This is a genomic window from Nocardiopsis sp. iso_237, assembly GCF_056173345.1.
In genome coordinates this window covers 1,526,406-1,550,119 of record NZ_CM149669.1, presented here as the reverse complement: position 1 = coordinate 1,550,119, position 23,714 = coordinate 1,526,406, and the positions used below count along the sequence as shown (strand labels likewise).

The following is a 23,714-nucleotide window of genomic DNA, read 5'->3' as shown; positions in this document are numbered from 1 at the left end:
GCCAAGGGGACCTTTGATCCGATGGTCAACCGACCCCGACCACGAGGGAACCCCAGGCCAGAGCGGGTGAACCCGTATCCCAACCTGGGGTCGAAGCGCCTCGTGGGGCTCCTGGTGTGCTCCCCTGAACCGGCTACCGCACCGGCACCAGACCACCCGCCCCAACAGGTGCCGACGCTCCGCGCAGGAGGGCGGCGGTGGCCTCGGCCGCTGCTTTGGCCACGTCCGGGAACACGCTCTGGTAGGTGTCCTGGGTAAAGTGGGTGGTGGAGTGGCCCAGCTCGGCCGAGACCACCTTCACGTCCGTTCCCGCGGCTAGCGCCATCGAGGCCGCCCCGTGCCGCAGCCCGTGCAACGTGATCGGTGGGAGTCCGGCTGCTCGGGCGATGCGGGTGAACCAGTCGCTCACGTGCGAGGGCAACCACCCCTCCCCGTTCTGGCGGGTGAACACCAACCCCGAATCCACCCACTCCTCCCCCGCCTTGAGCCGAGCCTGGTTCTGGAACTTCTTCCAGGCCCGCAACACCTTCACCGTGTCCGCGTCCAGGGTGATGCTGCGCTGGCCCGCCTCACTCTTCGGGGTGGTGGTGAGCGTGGTCCAGGACAGCTGCACCACCTGGGTGCGGATATCGGCCTCCCCATCGGTGAGCCGGGTGTGGGCCCAGGGCAGGCCGACCGCCTCCCCTCGGCGTAGACCTTTGACGGCGATCAAGTGAAACAACGGGTGCAGCCACACATACTTCTTCGAGTGTTCCAGGAAGGTGCGCGTCTGCTCCGGGGTCCACACCATCACCTCCCCTGGCACCGTCCCGTCCTTCTCCCAGCGCTCGACTCGCCCCGGGGTCCACACCAGCGGGCGTTTCCTCGGGCATGAGGGCAGTCGTGCGTGGGAGGCGACGTTGACGTTCACCGGCTCCTCCGGGCTGCGCACCGCATCCGAGAGCGCACTGCGCAAGGTCGCGCGGATGCGGTGCTTGGTCGACAAGCTCACCACCCGCTGGCCCCGCACCGAGGCCCGCACCTTCGCATCGTCGGATTCGCGTGCCTCCAGGATCCGCTCGTTGTTGGCCTCGATCCACTCGAACATCGCCTCGACCCGGCTGGACTTGAGCCGGTCCAGCCGGATCTGGCCCAGATGCGGGACGAGGTATTTGCGGATATGCCCTGCGTAGGAGTTCCGGTCAGCTCGGTCAGGTCCAGGGGCAGGACGCGGGCCAGGCGGGTGAGGATCTCGTGGGAGTCCACCGACAAGATGCCGCGTTCGACCCGGGAGAGCCAGGACTCGGAGCGTCCCACGAGTCCGGCGAGCACGCTCTGGGAGTAGCCGTGCCGTCGTCGGGCACGTTTGATCATCTGGCCTCGAGTGGCAGGGTCCACGCTGTGCCTTTCGGTCAGAGGCGGTTGACGGTGTCGATGACCTGCTGCCAGGAGGGCAGACGGTCCTCATAGGGGGCATCAGGGTCGTGCAGGACGGTGACCGCCTCCATCCATCGCGCGCAGGGTCTCCAGGGAGCGGACGAAGGCCGGGTGGGAGGCGAGCTGGGGTTTGCAGTGCGGCACCACCACGGTGGGTACCCCGTAGCCGACCATCTCGCACAACAGAGCAATCGCGAAGTTGTCCGCCAGCCCTTGGGCGAACTTGTTCGTGGAGTTGAAGGTCAGCGGACAGGCCAACACGACATCGGCGGGCGGCAAGGGCTTGCCCTGCTCAGGCATCCGAAACGCCACACGGACCGGTTCACCTGTCAGCTCCGCCAACTGGTCCTGATCGTGGAAGTCCGTGCCTGTGGGGGTGGAAAGCACCGTCACGTGCCAGCCGTGGCTGTGCAGGGCCTGGATGAGCTCGATCGCCCCTTCCGGTGCGGGGGCTCCGGACAACACCAGGTGCAGGGTTTTCGACATGCGCCCAAGTCTAGAGGCGCACCACGCAGACGAGTCGACACTTCTCGATCCTCAAGTGAGGGGCGGTGGCGATTGACGGGGAGACGATCTCGACAGACAACACAGCCTCCAGCACACTCGGCACAAAACCCGGACCTTCGAGTGTCCCCAGCCCCGAGCCTGACCTCCCGGGGAATTGAACGAGCCCTGGCCGATCGGTGCTCGTTCCTCAGCTTCATGAATCAGATGAAAAGAGTTCACTCCATTCCCATGGACGAGCCGGAGAACCATCAAGCTCCCGCCCATAGATATCAATCAATGAGCGCGACCTTGAAGGATAAGCCCAAGGAGATATTTCTTCCACCCCTTCACGCTCCCTGAACTCTGAATCACTTGTTTTCTTCGGAAGATCAGCAGGGTCAAATTTGACAATCTTCGAAACACCCGCCGGACAGCGTGCCACTAGAATCCGAGCCTCATCCGACCACCCCTTCCGCACCAAGAAATCCATCAGAAGCGCAACAGAGAAAGGATTTCCGAGGTCGGCGTGCGCCACAGGACCCCTAGCCATCAAATTGCGCATATCGTGCTCGAAACCAAAACCAGCAAACACATCCAGCAAAATTGTGAGCATGCCAGGATTCGTGAGATCCACTCGGGCCGCAGGGTCTCGGTCCATGAATAACACTAGCTCTTCTTCATAACCACACTCTCGAAGCGAATACAGCAAAGTAGCAACAGTATACGGACAAGTAATATCGGAATTCTCAACAGCATAGAGGGCCAAAGCGTCAGCAGCATCTTCCTGCGCAGACTCAAAGAGCTCCTGCAGCAGGCGAGGAATTACAGACGAGTCAGGGAAGTCCGCGTGCGAGACTATCCGACCCGCCAGATGAATTAAAGATTCCTCTTGTTGAGCTTCACGTAGTTCCCTTAAGAGATCACCAACATGGGATAGGTCGGCAAGACTGACATGAGCAGCGGGATCACGCTCCAACAGCCTATAAGCCGCTTCCTTAAAACCAGCCTCGCGGAGTTCCTTCAGCACGCTGGCGACCTCGCAAGGATCAGTTATGCTAACGCGTGAAGCAGCCCAGAAGGAACCCTGCTGATGAGGATCTGTCTCTGGAGAGAGCAGAGAGACCAATCCAGAAAGTGCGATGGGAGCTTCTGCCTCAACTGCCTTATAATACAGGCGGATCGCGTGCTTAACCAGGCCGTCGTAGCTCGCTGCTTCAGCCAGTTCCCTTAGGTCATCAGGATTGGCCGCGTTATCAAGCAAGGCTTGCCATAGAAAAGGGCTGGCAAGTTGATCTGCGAAATGGTCGCGCAGATGCTGTTCGAGGTAGTCGTCCAGTTGGTAGAGGGGTTCCGTTTCCCCACAGGGAACAAAGGTGTGCAACGCGGTCAGAGTTGAGCGAATATCGACACGTTGACCGTTGGGACGCTGGCCGGTACTCAAAGAAGTCAGTGCAGTTCGAGCCCAATCAGCCTCGATAGGTCGTTCACGCGGATCCAGAATTCCATCTGTGGCCTGCGTGAGCAAGGCAGCGGTAAAAGGTGCTTGATACCCCAGGCAGCGGGCGAATATTGCGGCGCTCAGCAGAGCGTGCTCGACTCTCGTAAAAAAACCTGGTCCGTCAAGATATGCCTTGAGTAGTTCGGGACCACCACTCAGATGCTGAACCACTCTACCCAGATCTGAGGCTCCTGCCTTGAGAGCCTCAGACATGCGTCGGTCATCGTTTTCAATAGCCAGGCTCCGCCATTCATCTTGTTCGCTTATCGAGAGATGGCCAGGTACGGATATTCGAACAGCCGGCGGGCACATAAGAAGTTCGCGCACTTGGCCATGTGGATCCCCTATGGTGCCAGTACGAGTCAATTTTTCCCAATAGGGCGTGGTCCACAATGTTCCAACTGCCACAACTCCTGCCCTGTGCATCAACAAGTAATGTAGTGCGGCAGCAACTTCAGGTGAACCGGCTCCCTGGAAGAAGTGTTGCGCTTCATTAAGCCACAGCACCGCTTGGTCATCCACGAGCCCACGGTCAAGGAGAGCGAGCAAGTCGGTGATCGTTCTTGGCAGTAGAATCGCACGCTTCGGCGCCAAATCATACAAGGCCTCGTACAAGGCTCGAGTCTTACCTACTGAAGAGTCACCCGTCATCATTGCCAACACTGAAGTGCGCCTGTCCAGTGCGGGCTTTAGGTACTTTCTCAGTTCATCGTCATGGGACCGCCGTAGATAGGGAGTTAGGAAAGAATGGCTACCAGGATCCTGATCGGGAAGTACCGCCTGGTGCACTTGCAGGAGCGCAGGATTAACCTGACCAATGGATACTTTCTCATTAACAAAAGGAGTCGGCCCAGGTTGAGATTTCTCGTTCGTGGATTGTTGCGCCTGGCCCACCTTGGCATTGCCACCGACACTGCCAATGATGTTGTAGGTGGCTCCGACTGAGGGCGTAGCACTGCCCCCACCCGGGGGAGCTAAACTGCGGCGCTGAACTGGTGCGGCATCGGCTTCGTCACCAGGCAAACGTTCAGAGGTCATGGCACTGATTGTGCCTCACCCACCCCGCTGAAGGGAAAGTTGACAGCCACAGGTGGCACTTCCGAGGGAAGCAAGCAACCTGAGGTTGCGGAACCAAGCAAAACTGCGCTCCGGCGAGAACTTCGCGAGGTTCCATCGGACGCCACCAACGGCCCGCGTGTGCTCCGTTTGTGCTCCGCAGTTGCGGACCGGGACGACATCGGGCGGCACGACGCGGAACAGGACGGCAAACGGATTCGGATGGTGCGGGACGCAACGGCACGAAGTGACACAGAACGACACCCGGGCGCCGGACTTCTAATCCGACGGTCGCAGGTTCGAATCCTGCTGGGTGCACCACAAACCCCCAGTTCAGATGGGGTACACGAGGACCTCCAAGGAGGTCCTCGCGGCGTTTCCGGGGCTGTGTGTGCCACCCAGTCCGGAGTAGAACTCGCGAAAATCCTCCCTGCTTCGGCCCCCGCTGGCAGAGACAATCCGGCCACCGCGACGTCCCGGTGGGCGTGGGCACAGATCCACAGAGAGGATGCCGCGTTCGACCTGGGAGAGCCAGGACTCTGAGGTTCACGAGTCAGGCGAGCACGCGGTGGAGGTAGCAGTGCCGCCTTCAGGTGCGCTGGTGGCCCGGAGCCTCGGCAGCATGATGGAAGTGCCACCGACCCGAATCAGCACTCACCTCCGGGCCGTATAGATACAAACGACGAAAGATGTCCTTCCTGGCCGACCTCCAACGACTGGTCCTCGGACTCTCATTCGAGAGTCAGCGAGCGGCTGACGCCGCCCCAGGGAGACCGTGTTCCCGGACTCGTCTTGGACGTAGGTGGAAACACCGTTACCGCCTGTGGATTCGGCCCGGCGAGTGTCTGGGACCGTGCCTCGCCGCTCTCGCGACCGTGGACGTCTCACGATGCCTCCGCCCATGATGCCGTGCCGACTCTCTCCGACTCGGCGGCCGAGGCAATTCGAACAGGGCGACGGCGGTGATCCGATGGTGCTGCTGGTCAGTGGTGCCCCATGGCGGCCAGATGAGATCGTTTACTCAGGCTTGAGGGACACTGAGGCTAACACAGGCGCGAACCGAACAAATATCTCAGACAACCTGATTATCCACAACCTTAGAGCCCCACAAAAACCGCCAAATTACCATTCCAAAAAAGGAAAAACACCAACCCGAAAGCAATCAACGGATACAACCAGATCATCTTACGATAGAGGTCAATGAAGGCGACATTACCCCCCGTTCTTGAAAATGTCGATTGCATATAAATTATCATCAGATCAACACCGGCAGCCGTCGCCAATTGACCTCGGAGCACGGCAACGAAGAATGCCAATCCCATGAGAGAAATTGATACAATCTCACTGGAATCTCTAACCAGAGAGCCAAGAAGCCCGACCACAATAAAAACGACAAAAGCCAAGAGTATCGAAACCGCTAACCTAATATAGGAAAGCCATACCGCGTCGCGAACCGTGGGGACTTCTCCGTAAGCGGACTCTTCTGCAACATTCAATAGCCTAGAGAGATTCCTACTGCTTTTCGCAACGACACCACAGACGTACTCATCCAAGCGATAAAATCCAACTTCACTCAATCTCCATTCAGAAACCTTCGACAAATTCCCACTCCTCACCTTGACTACACTCCCAGAATTCCACGCGACTCACCCTGAGGGTTATTGTAAGCGCTCGCCGCAGACCTGGCAGAAAAGACTCCACCTGCAACAGAGTCTCCCCAGCGCGAGACATTCGCAGCGACCCCGTCTCCGAATTTGCTCATCTGCTCAAGGACCGGCCCGTTCTTCTGCCTATTTCTTTTCCCTTGAGATCCACTCGCCGCAGGGCGCAGCTTATCCCCGAACCTAGCCCTCGAAACACTTGTCCCAATAAATCTTGCACCTCTCCCAATGCCAAATGGGATCGCACTAGCCATATCCCACCATCCGTAGTTGTCGCCGCGCCCAAAGACCTTGTACGCACCCATTCCCAAGCCATAGAGGGCAGCACCTCCGGCAATAACGGCAGCGCAAACTGGGCACACTAGCGCGGCACCCAGCCCAACCATGGAGAGCGCGAAGACGGAATCATCTGCGATATTCATCCAATTGGCTCCACCCCCTTCACCTGAATAGCGCTGCCGAAACCAACTTGAATTGTTTAGAGCCTGGTCTTCATTGGACACAGTCTCATTGACAAGCTGGGGCCTACTGACGGCCCTGGATACGCGAACGGTGGGCCTTGATCCTGGGATGTAACGAACAGAATAGCTTCTTTTACCCACTTGCCAGCGGGCAGTCGCAGAGATCATTCTCCATCCGGAACCCTTCTTGTAGTTCCAGGTTTGAACGCCCCCTTGCGTACCTCCATTTTTCGTATAGGGGACCGTGGTATTACCCCCGATCTCCATACAGAAGCCGTCAGCCGGAATGCACGCTGACAACCCGGATCCATCCCAGTACGTGGCGGGGCTGTTGTTGGCGTAGGCGTATCCGTTCATCGACTGCGCATCCACCAGGTCCATCAACGGATCGACGGAGATGAACCGCCCCAGGTCCGCCTCGTAGGCACGGGCTCCGAGCTGGGTCAGCCCGGTGGAGGCATCGATCATCCCATCGACGAAACCACGCTCGCCAGGCCAGGTACCGGTCGTTCCACGGTCCTGTCCGAACACGGTCATCCGGCGTTGGGCGACCTCGTTGGAGTGGGCATCAATGCTGATCTGGCCGGTGTCGTGGTGGTCCGACACGATCCAGTGCAGGTTGCCACTGTTCTCCCGGACCGCCACGGTCTCACCAGCATGAGTGAAGTACCGGGTCGCCTCCTCCTTCCCTTCGGCCGGGTCCCAGGTGACCTCCATGCCCGGCAGGTACAGGGTGGTGACCCCGTTAGCCCGACGCAGGAGACGCTCACCGTCAGCGTCGTACACGTACTCGGTCTCGGAAAGCTCTCCCGTGACCTTGGTCAGTTCTCCCTCGGGCCCCCATTCGAGGGTCTGGTCGTGCTCGCCGCTCTTACGGGAGACCATGTTCCCGGACTCGTCGTAGTCGTAAGAGTGAGCGGTACTTCCCCTGCTGCCGCTCTCGTCGACCTGGGTGACGGCGTGAGCGGGCCCCTGGCCCTCCTCGGGCGAGGTGTAGTCGCGGGTGACTCCGCCACCCGGGCCGTGCTGGACCTCCTGGACCCGGTTGCCGATGGCGTCGTAGGTGAACTCGTGCCAGTAGGGGGCAGTACCGCTCAGCTCCGTCACGTCTGGTTCGGCATGACAGGCTTCCTTGCCGGTGGCGTCCGGAGTCCAGACCTGGTTCAGGCGACGCAGGTGGTCGTAGTCGAAGCACTGCACGTCACTGGCCCGATCAGGGTCAGTCGGCTCGTCGTTGATCGAGAGCAGGTTTCCTCGGGCGTCGTAGCCATAGGTCTGGGTCGACAGTGAACCCTGCCCCTGTTGGGGGACGACGCTGGCCAGAGCCAACCTGTTGGTCTTCTCGTCGAAGTCGAAGCTCTGCCAGGTGCGGCTGGCCCCCAGGACTCCGCGGTGGAGCTCTCGCTGGACGAGATTGCCGACCTTGGAGTAGACGGTCTCGGTGACGATGCGGTCGCCACCCGAGAGGGTGGTGGGGTTACCCAGGTTGTCGTAGCCGTAGGTCACCGGTTCGGCGCGCAAGGCTCCGGCGGCCGGCATGTCCGTGGATCGAACACTGCCATCGGGGTTGTAGAAGGTGCGGAACAGGTAGTTGCCTGCGAGCTCTCCCTCGCTGGCGGGGATGTTGATCTGGTGGGCTCGTGGCCGGTTGACCCGGTCGTAGCCCATCACCCTGGTGGTGAAGGCCTGTCCGTCCTCGTAGCGCGTCGAAGTGGCGGGAAGACCGACTGCCACTGAGTCGAAGGTCCACTCAGCCCGTAGGTCGCCGCCGCCGTCGCGCAGTTCGATCTGGCGGCCCAGCTCGTCGTAGACGGTCTTCAGGCTCTGGCCACGGGCATCGGTCGTCTCGACCAGCCGGTCGAGTTCGTCGTAGACCATCTGGCTCACCCCGGTGTCGGGGTCGGTCTCGGTCACCTTGCGGCCGCGCAGGTCGTACTCGTAGGTCCAGGTGTTGTCGCCCGGGTCGGTGACCGTCCTCAACTCGGAACGCGCGGTGTAGGTGTAGAAGGTCGAGTCGAACTCACCCTCCGCCGCGGGACCGTGGTGCTTGCGCAGTTCCACGGTGTTGCCACGCACGTCGGTGATGGCGGTGGTACCGGTGCCGCCCTCGGGTTCGGTCACCAGGGTGCGGTCACCCTGGTGTTCGGTGGTGGTGCGGAACTGCTCCACCCCTCGCGACATGTGGACGGCGTCGGTGGCCCTGTCCGCGCCGTCGTACACGGTGTGTGTCCAGCGGGGGATCTCGTCGTGGTTGTTGACCGTGAGTAGTTCCCCGTCCGGCTCCTCCGTGTTGAAGTAGGGCTCGCGGGAGATGACCGTGTTGCCACGGCTGTCGTGGAAGACGTCGGTCAGGACCCGACCTCCGCCAGGGGCCGGAGCCTGGCTCTGGCGCTCGCGGAGCATCCCGTCGAGGATCTGGTAGCTGGTGGTGTAGCGACCTGCGGGGTTCAGCGTGTGTGTGGTGACGACCGTGGGTCTGTCCTTGGACAGGTCGTACTCGAACCTCATGGACGGCGTGAAGTTGCGGTCTCTGGGCCGGTCGGCCAGCCACACGTCGGTCATACGTCCCAGCGGGTCGTAGGCCAGTTCGGTGCGGTTGCCGTTGGCGTCGATCTCCGCAATCGGTTGGGAGCGCTCGTCGTACTCCACGGTGCTCTTGTGACCGAGGGTATTGGTCGTCTCCACCTTCGAGTCAGGGCCACCGGCGACCTTGGAGGTGTAGGCGGTCGTCGTGGTGTTTCCCTTGGCGTCGGTCACCTCCAGAGCACGCCCGAACGTGTCGAAGGTGGTCTCGGTGATGGTCTGGTAGACCGGTTCGCCGTCCTCGTAGTCGGCAACCCGCTGCGTCTCGGTGGGGCGTGCCTTGGTGGGGGCATCGCCGAAGGCACCACCGTCGTGGAGGGTTCGGGTGTCGCTGACCACGTCGTCGGGGTAGGAGACGTCCTGACCACAGGCCGCGGTCACGGTCTGGGTTCGCGCGACCGGGTCGAGCAGGTGCAGGCCGGTGTTGCGCGCGTAGGTGGTGGTGGTGCACCAGTCGTCGTCGGTCACGGCCACGTCGCCCTGGTCGTGGACCGAGGCGATCATGCCGTGGTCGTCGAAGGTGTTGACCGTACGGGTCTGGCGGAAGGATCCGTCTTCCAGAGCCGTGTAGGCGTCCACCTGCTTGGTGTTGGTCAGGTGTGCTTCCAGCGTCCAGCTGTGGGAGGTGGAGGCGGTGCGCTTCTTCCAGGGAGTACTGATGGTCTTGGAGACCACCTCACCTCCGACCCCGTCGCGGACGATGCTCTCGCGAAGTTGCCCGTTGAACACCGGGTCGTCGTCCACGCTGGTCCCGGTGGAGTCGGTGACCCGAACCGTTCTCTTGCCGCTGGGCTGGTGGTCACCGTTCATGCCCTGGTAGTAGAGGTGCTCGACCTCGGTCCGAGTCTCGTCGGGATGGCCGGTGCGTTCGATCACGCGGTCGAACCCGCGCCACTGGGACCAGGTGCGGTGGTCCTTGTCCACGAAACCGTCGTCGTCCATGTACGCCCACGCGGGTGTGCCCACGTAGTCGTAGCTGGTGATCACGTCGGGCTGCCCGCCCACGAGGTCCACCTCGACGAGGTCGGTCACCACGTACTTGGCGAACCAGTCCGTGATCTCGTCGGCTCCGGGGCGGTGGGCGCGCACGACGGGAAAACAGCGCTTGGTGTTCTCGTGGGCCTTGGGTTCCTTGCCCGCCTCACAGTCGGAGTCCGCGTAGGACACGTCCACCTGGGCTCCGGTCTCGGTGTGGATGGCGGTGATCCGCCACTTGTTCATCGGGGCCAGGCCGTCGGTGGTGGAGTCGACGCGGTTGGGCATCGGCGTGCCCGTGAAGGTGATGGCCGGTTTGGTCTCCGTCCCTTCGCCGGTGTGACCGGTGTGGGTGATGGAGTCCAGCCACAGGGCGGGGTCGGTACCGTCTCCGGGAGCGGGGAAGGAGTGCTTCAGGTCCCAGGTGTCGACGGTGGTGTACTCGGTCCCGTCGTGGAGCTGGGTGGTGATCCTGTTCAGCTTCTTGGTGGTCCAGAACGTCGGGGAGTGCTTCCCCGCGCAGTCCTTGTCACACTCCTGGTCCAGGGGGGTGTCCGGCCAGTACTTGGCGTTGGACTCCTTGCGATCCGCGACCTTGCAGCCGAAGTCGGTGTCCACACAGCGCTCTCCGACACCGTAGAGAACCTGGGCCGGGGCGGTGGTCTGGAGGTCGTCCTTGTGCAGCCCGTAGGCGGTGCGCTTGAGGTAGCCGCCTCGGTCGTACTTGACCGGGTCCGACTTGAAGTTGAGTCCGTAGTTGTTGGTCTCTGCCTGGTAGTAGTGGGCCAGCGCGTTGCCCTGGAGGTCCACGACGTAGTCCAGGTTCCAGCGCCACGCCTGATCGCACCACGCGTCGCCCAGGTTGGACTTGTGGCAGGGTTCGCCGGCGTCGTTACCGAAGACCGGGACGGTCCAGGCCGAGTTGGTCTCCTCGTCGCCGGAGGAGTGCCCGGGCAGGCGGTTGAGGCCGAAGTGGTACTGGGTGCCGTCGACGGTGGTGACCTTCCAGTGCTCACCGTCGTTGTCTGCGTTGGTGGCCCCGGTCAGGCGTTCGATCTTGGAACCGTCGTCGTTCTTGGGCGTCCACTCGCCGTCGTCGTAGACCAGTTCGGTGGAGCGCCCGCCCAGGTTCAGGGTGGCGTTGTGGTGGGACCAGCACTGGTCCGGGATGTCGGTGTCGTCGTCCTGGCAGGTCTGGTAGCGGCGTTCGATGTAACCGGGGTGGTAGTCGAAGCCCTCACCGATCCAGGAGGTCTGGTTGTTGGTGCCGGAGGTACGGCCGTCCACGGACTGGGAGGAGTAGCCCAGGCTGATCTCCGGCTGGAGACCACCCGCGACGTTGGGCGCTTGAACGGGGTAGTTCCAGGAGAACCCACCCGACTGGGTACCGACGTTCCAGGTGGAGGAGGGGCTCAGCGAGGTGGCGGTGTAGTCACCGGTCCCCTCCTCACTGTCGGCGGCGGCCACGGCGGCCACAAGGATTCCACTGCCGGTCGCGGGGACCAGGGCATGCAGTGTCCGGACGTCGGTGTCGTTGTCAGCGCCGAGTTCGTGAGTCGTCCAGCAGCCCTCGTCGTCATCGCACTCGGTGAGCGCGACCAGGTCCAGCCGGGAGCCGTAGTCGGCTCCGAAGGCCGAGGAGAAGCCCGAGTAGTCGACCTCCACCCGGACCGGTCCAGCGTCGTCGCCACCGTCGGTTCGCGTGACTCGAAGTGCGAGACCGGAGAGCCCCAACTCAGCGACCTCGGCACGGTCCAGGACCTCCACCTGAGCCGAGGTCACCGGGCCTTCCGGCTCCTCCACCTCCTGCTGCTCTTCGAGCTCAGGGGCGGGTTCGGTCTCGGGGTCCGGCTCCGCGTCGGTGTCGAGTTCGGTGTCCGGCTCCGAGGCCTCCGGGCCAGCGGAGACCGGTTCCTCAGCCTCCTCTTCAGGGTGGGAGTCAGCGTCGTCGGAACCCTCCGGCTGCGGCTCCGCCGGTGTCCGGCGCTCGTTCGCTCCCTCGGCCTCGTCCTCCTCCCGGTCTTCGACCACCTTCGGCAGCGGCGAGACCCAGGACTCGAACTCCTCGGCATCGACACCGCCCACCCAGACGGTTTCGTCACCGGTAGTAAGAGCCTGAGACGCGGCCTCCCCTTCGTCGAAGCCCAGGAGATCCGGTTCGGGCCACTCGGCCTCCGCCAGGGCCTCGACCGCAGCGTCACTCATGGTCGTGTCGTTGGGGATCGCGGCTGGTTCCGCGACGTGGCCGTCCACCGACTCTCCCAGGTCCACGTCCGGGCGGGTGTTGTAGGCCAGGGCGGAGGCGGGCAACGCGGAGACCAATCCGGTCACCAGCAACAGTGAGACGAGGGAGACGAGCGGTTTGCGGCCGCGTCGAGAGACGGGGGGCTGGGGGATGTCAGACACAGAGGGTTCCTCCCGCCCGGCAGGTGTGCCTGCCGGGCAGCTCAAGGGGCTCAGGGGACGAAGGGAAGACAGGGTGTCAGGGGACCGGCAGGTATCCCGCCATCACGTCGTGGATATCGGCTGCGGTCAGGACCCCCTGGTAGAGGTGGACATCACTGAGGTCCCCCGCCCATGGGTCGAAGAACTCCTTCTCGAACTGGGCTCCGCCGATCATGACCGGCCCGTTCGCGTGCCATGCCCGAGGAACCTCGATCGGATCCTGGGCCACTCCGTCCACGTACAGGGTCGCCTGGGCGAGCGTGTGGTCGTAGGTGGCCGCCAGGTGGGTCCACTGACCGAACTCGGCACTGCGGTCGGAGAGGGATCGGTGCCAGCCGCTGGCCCCGGACCGGTCCTCTGGCGGCAGCTTCATCACCCAGCTGTCGTGGTCGAAGGTGTGCTGGTAACTGAGGTAGAACGCGCTGTGTACCGCGCCGTTCTGGGCCACCGCGGTGGAGTTGTGGCCCACCTCGTCCAGGCGCACCCAGGCCGCGACACTGTAACTGCGGTCCGTACGCACCGCCGGGGCATCGGTGTGCAGGTGTTCCTCGCCCGCCACGTCCAAACTGACGCCGGGGGCGAAGGTGACCTCGTTCATCGCCTGGTTCCACGCGGTGAGCGGGTCCGCCTCCAGCGTGGCGTCCAGACCGTGGTCGGAGGCGTCAGTGGCGACCGTTCCGCCGGTCTCGTCCAGGCGCCAGCGCCCTTCCAGAGCAGTGGGTCGGTTCGCAAGGTCCCACACCTCGGAACGGGCTTCCTCGGTCTCGATGAAGGGCTCGTCGAAAACGACCCGGTCCCAGACTCGAACGTCGTCGATGCCACCGCGCCAGTGCTCGGAGTCGTTCGTGGAGGAGCGGGCGCCACCGACCATCAAGGGGCCCTCAGCCTGCCACGGGGTCTCCAGGGTCGCGGTGTCCTTCTGCCGCACACCGTCGACGTAGAGCACGAGTTCTCCGTCGGCCGGGTCGAAGGTACCGAGCAGGTGGGTCCACACGCCGGTCTGGGCGGGCTCGTCCGACAGGGCCCGAGACCAGCCGCTGGCCCCGGTCTCGTCGGAGGGGGCCATCTTCAGTACCCACCGGTCATGGCCCAGGGTCTGTTGATAACCCAGATAGAATCCACTGTTCTCCAGTCCGGTCTGGGCAACGGCACTACGGTTACGGTCCTTGTCGTCCATGCGCACCCACGCCGAGACGGAGAACGCTTCGCTGGTGTCCACCACGGACTCGTCGGTGACCAGCCGGGAGTTCTCTCCGTCGATGTCGATCGCCGCGCCTTCCAGGCGCTGGGTCTCACCGTTACTGGGACCCACACGGCCTCTCACCCATTCGAGGTCACCCGTGGCCTCCAGAGTGCGGTCTGCATTCGAGGCGTCCGCGGCCACTGTGCCCTCTCCCTCGTCCAAGGGAACGTACGAGACGGGTTCCCCGGGTGGAGCGACGGTGAACGTGTACGCCAGTCCGCATTCAGAGGAGTTTCCGTAGGCGTCGGTGATGCGGGCGTGGATGAGGTTGGGGCCGTCCCTGCGCGGGGTGATCGGCAGGGTCACAGAAGCGCCCTGTTCGTCGAGGTCCACCCGGGTGGAACAGCTGGCGTCGTTGACGCTGTAGTGGTACGCGGTAGCCGCGTCCACGCCGTTGTTGGCGAACGTGAACTCGCCCGTGCGCCCCACGGAACCATGGGGCTCATCTCCCGCCGGGTAGTCGGTGGAGGTCACCTTGGGGCCGGAGTCGGGTTTGGTGGTGTCGACCTCGATGAAGCACCAGGACGACCACGGTCCCCAGTTGGAGCGGTCGTGGCCGCGCACCCGGTAGGCGATCAACTCTCGCTCTGGCAGGTCCTTCGCGGTCACCGGCCGGTAACTGCCTCCGGACCACTTGCCCACGGTCACGTAGGCCGAGTCAGCGGCACCAACGCGACCGTCCACACCGGCGAGTTTCCACTCGAACTGCGACTTGACCTGCTGGCCCACCCAGTAGGAGTCACGGTCCCGGATCTGGGCGTTGAACCTGACCTCGGTGTTGTTGATCATCCGGGGCGCGGATCGGTCGGTCTGGCAGGTGCCTCCCAGGGAGTCGGAGATGGTGGAGGTGACCGGCTTCTCCGGCGGGTGGTTGTAGTTCACCACGAGCACCGGGGGCTTCTTCTTGGTGTTGACGCGCCGCCAGGCGGTCGTGCCCCTCTCGTCGCGTTCCTTGAGTCTGAGCCGGATGTGGGAGGCGTTGTTGTTGACTCCCCACCGGTAGGCGTTGGTGGCGTCGAACTCCACTCCGCTGCTCTTGGGACAGGTCGCCCAGCCGCCCTTGACGTTCTGGGTGTCCTGGAGGGTGCGGGTGGTGGGCTGGTTGTTCCAGGTGGTCTTGTTGGTGAAAGCGTCGGTGCGGTGCAGTTGGATGTGGGCGTTGCTGGTGCAGTCCCACCCCCACTCGATCTCGGTGCGTAGCGTGGCCGAGTTGATGATGGTGTTGGGGTGGTTCGTCCTGCCCATCACTGTGAACTGGAAGAACGCGCGTCGGGTGTAGGGCCGGTCCCATTCGACCCTGCCGATGCCCACGTCGTCGACCTTGGGGTTGTAGTAGGCCTGCGTGGGGAAGGCGGAGTCGACGTAGGCCCAGTTGGGGCGGCTGGCGCTCACGGAGGGGTCGATGTAGACGGGGAACTCGGTGGCCTCGTCCACGAACATGCCCTGGTCAGGCACGAGCCGGATGGAGTCGACCTCGACCGAGGTCGGGACCGTCAGCACACGCGCTCCGGAGGGCGCCGACACCGTGGGGTCTTCGCTCTCGTGTCCCTCCCCCGTGGAGTCCCACATGGCCGGGGCCTGGGCGGAGAACACGCTCTGGCCGCCGGCGTCGCCCGTGGCGTCGAGGTTGCCGTGCTCGTCCGCCGTCATGGTCACGCCGGTGGTGCGCAGCGGGAGTGCGATCTCGGTGAGTTCGGGGAGTTGGGCGGCTTCGGGGGTGTGGACGACCAGGACCTGGCTGAAGCCCTCGACTCCGGCGGTCAGGACGAGGTCCACGTCCGCAAGTACGTCGGTGTAGGTGGCCTGGTCGCCTTCCAGGACGGGTTCGGGGAGGTCGTCGATCCAGCCCAGGGCGACGTTGTTGGAGCCGATGCCGATGTGGGCCATCGCGTCGTCGCCGCCGCCGGAGAAGGCGATGTCCATGCCCGCGGCCCGTGGCCGCACGGTGCCGTCCTCGGCCTTGACCAGGGTCGTGTCGACGTCCACCCATCCGTCTTCGGAGCGCACCCGCTGGGGGATCGTGGAGATCTCCGCGGTGAGGGATCCGTCCGGGTTGGCGAAGTGCTGGGTCTTCTCGTCGGTCAGCCCGGGGATCTCGACGGGTTCACCGGTCTGCTCCGCGAGCGCGAGGGCGTCGAGCTCCTGCTGTTCCTCGGAGCTGGCAGGGTCCGGTGATGTCGGCTGTGCCGCCACCGGAGGCGCGGCGGTCAGGGTGAGGAGCAGAGCAGTGGCGGTCGAGACCGCGGTCGCACGGGTCCAGGGGCGACGCATGGGATGGCCGTTCATGTCAAAGGGGATGTGAGAACCCGGGGACAACCCTCGCACCTGGGATCAAGGCAGGACATTAACCATCTCCCTTACCTGGACACAATCACCTGATGATCCGACCGCGTCCACATGGAACCGGGAACCACCTTTGACGTGCAGATCCTTATGTTGTCCACATCTGGCCAGGCCAACCGGTAAACCAAGCTGACGTTCCCCCTCGGCGACTCCACCGGACACCCCTTGACCTTGCTGGCAACACACCTGGTCAGAGCATCCTGACGGAACGTAGGAGACGAAAGCGTCTCGATGCCAGAAAGCAGACAACGGGTCATCCGACCAACCCGTCTTCGTGCTGATCCCAGACGGAACCCGGTACCGCCGCGTTCCACGTTCACGAGCGCGCAGTACACACAGGAGGGTCGAGGTCCATGCCGCTGGCATCTCGTATCAAGAGCACCGGAGAACGTTTCCTGCCACAGGCAACCCGGGAACGCCTCGAGACCGAGCGTCAGGACGCCACCGCTCGTGTGGCCGAGGAACGTCGTCTGGCCAAGATCGCCAAGCGCCGCGAAGCGCTTCTTACGAACGATTCAACGGTGCGGGCCTTCTCCTTGGACGATGGAGAGTTCCTGGGCCGAACCGTGGAGCGGTTCACGGCCGCAGGCGCCTCGGCCCGCAACCTGGAACTGGTGACGGCCGCTCTCGAACACGCGAAGGTCGACTACTTCCTCGTACGTGGACGCTCCCCTTTGCGCCACGTGGTCGGGGTGCACCGCGCCGAACGCAAACGGGTCCTGGACGCGGTGCGTGAGCTGTACGGCGACAGCACCTTGTTCGCGATCAAACCGGGCAGTGGTGGTGTCGTCAGCGCGTTCTCGGCCTACGTGGACGGAGCCCTGGCCGAGGAGATCAAGTCCGGGCTGATCATCCGGTTCGCCGAGCCCCTGCTCTCCCCCGGTGGTCAGGTGCTGGCAGGGTTCGAGTACGGCTGCGACGTCCAGTTCTGGCGCGACGGAGCGAAGCTGTTGGAGCGGGACAACGTCGAGGAACTCCTGGGGCGGTTGCGTGTGCAGGCACCAGCCGAGGTACTGGCCGATTCCCTGGTCGCCCCCACCCGGAACAAGGTCGCAGACGTACTTCCCAGCTCCCAGCGCAAACCCGCCACGCTCTCCGTGCGCGGACGCGAGTACCCCACGTTCGAACCGTTCACCTGGAAGCTCACCGACGACGTCGACTTCCCGATCGACGTGGTCTACACGTGGGTGGACGGCGAGGATCCCGAACACGCCGCCAAGCGGGCACTCCACCAGCCGGAGGCGACCTCCGCGCACGAGCACGCCTCCAACGCCTCGCGCTTCACCAGCCGTGACGAGTTGCGGTACTCACTGCGCTCGCTGGAGGCCTACGCACCGTTCGTGCGCCACGTGTACGTCGTCACTGACGGACAGGTGCCCGTCTGGCTGGACACCGCAGTGTCCGGGATCAGTGTGGTGGACCACCGGGACATCCTGCCCACCGAGGCGTTGCCGACCTTCAATTCCCACGCGATCGAGTCACGGCTGCACCATGTGCCCGGCCTGGCGGAGCACTGGCTCTACTTCAACGATGACGTGTTTCTCGCTCGTCCGGTGGAAGCTGGTCAGTTCTTCCACGCGAACGGGATCGCTCAGGTGCCGTTCTCTCCGTTCCAGTTCGGGACCGGCTCTCCGGTCACGGGCGAGCCCGCACCGAACTCGGCGGGCAAGAACGTGCGTGCACTGTTGGAGCGGGACTTCGGCCGGGCCATCACGAACAAGTTCAAGCACGCACCACACCCCCAGGTCCGGCAGGTGGCCCTGGAGATGGAGGAACGCTACCTCGAGGAGCTGGAACGCACAGCTCGATCCCGGTTCCGCGCCCTGTCGGACGTGGCCTTCACCGCCACGCTGCACCACCACTACGCGGTGTTGACCGGTCGAGCGGTTCCTGGTGAGTACAGGATGAGGTACGTGAACATCGGGGCCCCGGACGCGGCCGAACGGCTGGAAGCGCTCCAGTCCGCGGAAGAGGTGGACTTCTTCTGCCTCAACGACGTCGACACCCCGGACGAGGCCCAGGAGGCGGTGGCCCACATGGTCCACGGGTTCCTGGAGTCCCGTTTCCCGTTCCCCTCCCGCTACGAGAAGACCACCTGACGGGACTGTGCCTGGCGGCCCATCGGATCATCCTGGCAGCGCTCCCGCGCACGCCCAGCAACACCCCCGCAACCGTCACAACGCCCCGGGAGCCCGCCAGGGGTGGCCCAGCCGTGTCAGGCACACACACCCACGGCCGCCCAAAGGAAGCCCGGCTGTCACCCAGCAGAGCTACCCTGCCCCTGACACAACACCACCGCGATCAAGGCCTCTCCCATGCCCACCCCCACCACCGCGACCAAACGCGACCAGCTCCTCACCGCGTTCCCCGAACTACACGACTGCGGCACACCCGCACTCCTGCTCCACCCCCACCTGGGAAACCCGGGACCTCAAGACAGCTCCGTTGCCGGCCCCCTCCTCTGGCCTGTGGACGAACCCTGGCCCGCCTGCTCCCACGGTCATTACGTCTTCGAAGCGCCTCCTGAGAGCGGCGACGTCTACTTCGACGAACCGCTCTACCTGCAAGCCGTCCTCCAATTGTTCGCACGCGACCTGCCCGCCGGACACACCCTCCCCGGGGGAGCCGAACTCCTCCAGGTCCTGTGGTGCCCCAACGACCACCCCAACCCACCGGATGCGGACGGCCACGACCTCACTCCCTGGCTCACCCTGCGCTGGCGGCACGACCTCACCGGGCTCGCACCGCTCCCCCAGCAGCCCTTCCCCCACACCCGCGTTGAGCAGTACGCTCTCCCACCCTGTGTCCTGGCCATCGAGGAGATCACCGACTACCCCTCCGACGCTTTCCTGCCCGAAGAACTCGCCGACCGCATGCAGGAGTGGGAGACCTCCACTCCCGTGTCCGGGCACGTCGCCCCCGAAGCCAGCTACTCTGACGATCTCGCCCACCAAGGGGGAATGAAGTTCGGCGGCCACCAACCGTGGGGCCTGACCGACCCCTCCCCTATCGAGTGCGAGTGCGGCATCTCCATGGAACACCTGCTCCAGATCGACAGTATGGAACCGGGTGGACTGGACAACCTCGTCATCAGCCGCGGCTACTCCCTCGGCCTCCACTACTGTCCCGTCTCCCCGAAACATCCCCACCGCACCGTCATGCAATAACTGATGACTTCGTGCATACGCTGACCTTTGAGCTTGTGGTCGACGAATCCGACTGACGATCGAGCGCTCTCTGACCAGGTCAAGGTCAACCCGTCAAGCTCTGCTCGTCTCCCTGACAATCGCGTTCACATGGGTCAGTTTCGAAGTGCTCGTTGGAGGACCGTCCTCCTCGGCAGAAGGTGAAGAACTCGGATGCTCGACGGCATTGGCGCGCTCCGTCCAGGTGTTCGCGAATGTCGGCGGTGTGGCTCGGGCAAGGACGTCGGCAGTCGCTCGTTCAGGGCATACACCCCTCCCGATACCCTTGACCCCACCAATCGTTGGAGGGAATCCTGCGAAGTTCCGCACCATGGACCGCGCTCACACTCGTGATCCTCCTTATCGCCCCCATTCTGGTGTCCAAACACCTACTCGTACCAGCTAACCGACCTTTCGATTACGGCAGCGGAGTCAGAGTTCGACTTCTTTCCATTTCCCACAAGAACATCAATCGAGAAGAACGAGTGACATGGGAGATCGGGATTATCAATAGTTCAGGAGATCCGCTGGAACTGAGTCTCTCCTCGACTTGTCGCTACGCCATGCCGCCACTCGAGTCCGGCCACTCCACCCTGGCTGAGCAGGGCAGCGAAAGGCTCTCGCTCCCAGTGAACCTGTCAACGAGCGTCACTGACTCATGTCCCTCGCCAGAGTCTGGGCGATGGTGGGTCTACACCCTCACTCTGGAGGACCACGCCGACAATATTGGCTCTCGTACCATCAGCTTCACGGGCAAGGCCCACTAACTTTCCCGCCATATCGCAATGCAGTTGGCGAATCCCAGATCAAGAGATTCCCGCCGCGAGCGGCCACCGGACTCTTCCCGTTCCTGTGTGCTCCGCAGTTCAGGCCGGTACTTCAGCAAGCGACATACACGTTCACAGAAGGTCATCCTGATTCGGATGTTGCGGGACGCAACGGCACGAAGTGAGACGGGGCGCCAGGGCATAGGAATCGGACATCACGGGTTCGATCCGAGGAGAGGGCAACTCCACCGCGGTCTGCGGGGGACCACCGGTGTTCGCATCAGGGCCGAATCGGATCCAGGCCAGTTCCCGCGCCCGGCGTCGGTCGAGCGCGAGCAGACTGCGCGCGCCCGGCGCGAACGCCGTCGGCCCGTTCCGGGTGGCCTCCCGAAGTCGCCGCCAGCGCCGAGAATGTATCCGGTGACTGCGCTCGGTCACCCGCCGTCCCCGGGCGCTCTGCCCGTTCCGGGCCTCCTGCGGGGTGGCGTCGATCATCAACACGTGCATCTCGTACCGGCGGAGTCGGCAGAGTAGGGCGAGCAGCACACGGACCGGCCGCCGGGTTCCGCACTCGTGCACCACCACCGGGCCGCCACGCAGGGCCGCAGCAACCTGGACCAGGTGGAGTACGTGCACCACCCAGCGCCACAGTGGGTAGCGAACCCGGCCCAGCAGAGCTCCCAGCTGGTACCGCGACTGTAGCGAGTCGATCACCCGCACACCGTCCGCGGTGAGCACGGTCCGCTCCTCGTCCCCGCGCAGACCGAACAGCCGCCGCAGCAGGGTGCTCTTCCCGGCCCCGGGCACCCCGGCGACCAGGACAAGGGAGCGCCGAGGGTAGACCGCCCCACGCACCGTCGCGTCATTCTCCGTGGGTACATGCCGCACCCGCCCCTGGAACATCTTCGGTAGCTCCTCAAAGCCGACCTTCGCGCCGGTGGGGCGCGGCTCTACAGTGGCCGTGTCACCAACGGCATGGTGCTGCTGGGCCACGACCTGGGTGGGGGAACCGGCCGTGTGTTGAAGCGGGCGATGGTGGAGCCAACCGAGACGTCCCGGGTGAGCAGTTCCATGGCGTCATCTCCGGGCCCCGGTGACCGGCTACCGCTTGGTGTACAACGGTGACCGGCCGGGCTTGACGCCCTTCGGAAGCAACGACTCCAGCACCGCCCACTGAGCATTTGTCAGATCTCTCTGAGCCACGAGACATGATCATCGCATGCCCCTGATCCACTCACGACCAGTCTCTCGGGTGCACGGTGAGAGGTGGGTGATCGTCGCTAAAAGCCCCCAATAGCCCACCCACGGCACCGCCGTGTCGGTCGAGGGTCGACCTTTGCCGACCCCGCATGTCAAAGGGTGGTTGCTACCTCTCCCGCCGGCGATCAGGCGGCCCGAGAGAGCCTCAACGCCTACTCCAGCACTGAGGTGGGCCGAGGGAGAGCGTGAAAACACGGCGGGTAGGGTGCTGATCAGGGAAGTCAGCGGATTCCGTCACCGCTCGACTGCCTAATCTCCGCGATTCCGGTGAACAGTGAGGCGAACGGCCATGGACAAGCCGCAGGGGAAGGACTCGTTCTCGGTGCTGTACAGAACGGGGTTCCGTATCAACTACGCGCTCCTGCAGGTCATGGGACCGGCGGCCCTGAGCCCCGAAACCGATCCGCGGGTCCGCGCGAAGAGGGAGTACGAGCGTCGGCGTGAACTCCACCGGGAGTGGAAGGCGCACCAGAGGTCCACATAGCACCGCGTGTTCGAAGGGCCCACCCCCTTTGCGAACCGCAGGGGGCCAGCCCCCGCCGCGGCGACGACAAATTCCGAAGCACGGCTGTAGGCGCGGTGGACCTGCTTCGGTGCCCCGCTCTTGGTTCAGAGGTCTCGAACGGCGGGGGTGATCCCTATCAGGTCACGGTAGACCGTTGAGGAGCCCAACAGTTCCTCGTGCGTACCTGACCTGACTTCCGCTGAATCGACCAACACCACTTGATCGGCTCGGTACACCACGTCCAGGCGGTGGGCCACGACAACCAGCGTGCGGCCTTGACCGCGAAGAAACCTCTCCACCCGCACGTCCATCTCAGGGCCGAGATGACTCGTCGCCTCATCCAGCACCACCACCCCCGCATCCGACAACGCCAGTCGAACCAGTGAGACCAGTTGCTGCTCTCCCGGTGACAGGGTGCGGGGGTCGACCCGGGCGTCCAATCCACCTATTCTTTCGACCAGGTCGATCGCCCCCAGTGCTCGGATCGACCGGACCGCCCGGTGGTCGTCCACTGGCCCAAAGGAGAGGTAACCCAGGTTCTCCCTCAGTGTCGCGTCGAAAACGTAGCCTTCCTGCGGGAGCACGGCGATACACCCGCTGTCCCTCGGGGCCTCTCCGGCGACGAACACTCGTCCTCCACTCGGCTCCCGCACACCGCACATAAGGTCGACGAGGGTGGACTTGCCCGCACCGCTCAATCCCACCACAGCTACGCACTCCCCCGCGGAGAAGGTTAGGTCCAACCCGTGAAAGACCGGTCGGCCCTCACCGTAGGAGAAGGTCACGGACTCGAACAGAACAGAGTCGCCACGCATCGGTTCGGGAGGCGCCGACCTTGGCCGCCGCTCAGGCACCGCCAGTGGGACAAGCCCCGTGTCCCCGATTCGCCGGAGTGCGGTGACCAGGCGTGGCAGAGCGTCACCCATAACCCCGACGAAGGAGCGGAGTGCGGGAACCAGGCCCGTGGAGACATAGGTCAACGCCCCGAGCAGCTCACCAGGGGTCAGTCCCCGGTCGATCAGTGGAGCCGCGAAGCACAGGATGAGGACCAGGGGAACATATCCACCGACCGCGATCACCAGGCACCTCATCATGCCCGCTCGGGCGACCGACACCTCGTCCCCTGCCTGCCGCAAGGCCCGAGCGGAGATTTCGTCCGTCGTATGCGCGCTGCGTCCCTGGGCCACGATGTCTCGGAAGGCCGTGACCCCACGATCGACCTCGACCGAGAGTTCCTCCTCTGCCAGGTACACCTTCTCCTGTCGCCGCATCAGCCGTCCCAGGGCCATGACGACCGGGATCAGCACGAGAGCGAGGATCTCCCCTGCCGACGTGAAGGGGACCGGTTTGCCAGCGAAGGTCGCTCAGAACGTAGGGGCCAGGAAAACCAACCAGATTGTCACCGAGCTCACTCAGGGTGGATCGAAGCTCTTCCTTATTCCTGGTGTAGATCGTACAGAATTTACCACTGGAACCACGGTCAGCATACTTTGCATTCTGACCAAGAAGCGCCTGATAACCACTCAGAAACTTGAATGATAAGTCGTTTTTGAAGCAGTGGGAAGCTACCCTGACGAGAACCTCTTGCGCATTCTTCCGAGTAGAACTGACATGAATCTTCCATCCTTGGTCGGGAATCGCCCGAGGGGAGGACAAAGAAACCCATGGATGACGAAAGTGGCGACGCCATCCAGCCGGGACCAGCGATTCATCCAAGACAAACTCGTCACCCTGGTCATCGCTCTTAGTGTCGTAGAAAACCGACCCCTCGGGACTGAAAAGCAAGTACCGCCCATCCATGAACTCCACCCCCGGACAACGCAAGGCCAC

Annotated in this window: 9 protein-coding genes and 4 pseudogenes; 3 read left to right on the top strand and 10 right to left on the bottom strand. The window is 63.7% G+C overall.

Features of this window, described 5'->3' with window-relative positions:
* Positions 1–133: 133 nt before the first annotated feature.
* The 7 genes and pseudogenes from AC0VYM_RS07085 to AC0VYM_RS07055 all read right to left on the bottom strand — a co-directional run.
* Positions 134–1,180 (bottom strand): annotated as a pseudogene (locus AC0VYM_RS07085) (tyrosine-type recombinase/integrase); the annotation flags it as partial.
* Between the two features lie 65 nt (positions 1,181–1,245).
* Positions 1,246–1,353 (bottom strand): annotated as a pseudogene (locus tag AC0VYM_RS07080) (helix-turn-helix domain-containing protein); the annotation flags it as partial.
* Between the two features lie 38 nt (positions 1,354–1,391).
* A pseudogene (locus AC0VYM_RS07075) lies at positions 1,392–1,902 on the bottom strand (flavoprotein).
* Positions 1,903–2,116: 214 nt separating this feature from the next.
* Entirely contained in the window at positions 2,117–4,438 is a 2,322-nt protein-coding gene (locus AC0VYM_RS07070) for a hypothetical protein (RefSeq protein ID WP_475460328.1), read from the bottom strand.
* 1,115 nt (positions 4,439–5,553) lie between these two features.
* Positions 5,554–6,057 carry a hypothetical protein gene (locus AC0VYM_RS07065; RefSeq protein WP_475460326.1) on the bottom strand — a complete coding sequence of 168 codons (504 nt, stop codon included), beginning with the start codon at positions 6,055–6,057 and terminating at the stop codon, positions 5,554–5,556.
* 20 nt (positions 6,058–6,077) lie between these two features.
* Positions 6,078–12,542: an RHS repeat domain-containing protein gene (locus tag AC0VYM_RS07060; RefSeq protein WP_475460324.1), complete on the bottom strand. Its 6,465-nt coding sequence runs from the start codon at positions 12,540–12,542 to the stop codon at positions 6,078–6,080.
* A 76-nt stretch (positions 12,543–12,618) separates the two neighbouring features.
* The gene (locus AC0VYM_RS07055; protein WP_475460322.1) at positions 12,619–16,110 is read right to left on the bottom strand and encodes a LamG-like jellyroll fold domain-containing protein; all 3,492 of its coding nucleotides are present in this window, start codon (positions 16,108–16,110) and stop codon (positions 12,619–12,621) included.
* Between the two features lie 410 nt (positions 16,111–16,520).
* On the opposite strand from AC0VYM_RS07055, the gene AC0VYM_RS07050 reads away from it, so the two are divergent.
* Together AC0VYM_RS07050 and AC0VYM_RS07045 are read left to right on the top strand one after the other, a co-directional pair.
* The gene (locus AC0VYM_RS07050) at positions 16,521–18,266 is read left to right on the top strand and encodes a stealth family protein (protein WP_475460320.1); all 1,746 of its coding nucleotides are present in this window, start codon (positions 16,521–16,523) and stop codon (positions 18,264–18,266) included.
* A 216-nt stretch (positions 18,267–18,482) separates the two neighbouring features.
* On the top strand, positions 18,483–19,334 hold the full coding sequence (locus tag AC0VYM_RS07045; RefSeq protein WP_475460318.1) for a hypothetical protein: 852 nt from the start codon (positions 18,483–18,485) through the stop codon (positions 19,332–19,334).
* A gap of 917 nt (positions 19,335–20,251) precedes the next feature.
* Here the strand turns inward: AC0VYM_RS07045 and AC0VYM_RS07040 are convergent.
* Positions 20,252–21,022 (bottom strand): AAA family ATPase, encoded by a 771-nt coding sequence (locus tag AC0VYM_RS07040; protein ID WP_475460316.1) that lies wholly within the window; start codon positions 21,020–21,022, stop codon positions 20,252–20,254.
* Between the two features lie 646 nt (positions 21,023–21,668).
* On the opposite strand from AC0VYM_RS07040, the gene AC0VYM_RS07035 reads away from it, so the two are divergent.
* Positions 21,669–21,863 (top strand): hypothetical protein, encoded by a 195-nt coding sequence (locus AC0VYM_RS07035; RefSeq protein ID WP_475460314.1) that lies wholly within the window; start codon positions 21,669–21,671, stop codon positions 21,861–21,863.
* Between the two features lie 125 nt (positions 21,864–21,988).
* Here AC0VYM_RS07035 and AC0VYM_RS07030 read toward each other — a convergent pair whose 3' ends face one another.
* Positions 21,989–23,191, bottom strand: coding sequence for an ATP-binding cassette domain-containing protein (locus tag AC0VYM_RS07030; RefSeq protein ID WP_475460312.1), 1,203 nt, complete (start codon positions 23,189–23,191; stop codon positions 21,989–21,991).
* A gap of 58 nt (positions 23,192–23,249) precedes the next feature.
* Positions 23,250–23,684 (bottom strand): annotated as a pseudogene (locus tag AC0VYM_RS07025) (class III lanthionine synthetase LanKC N-terminal domain-containing protein); the annotation flags it as partial.
* Between the last annotated feature and the right edge of the window lie 30 nt (positions 23,685–23,714).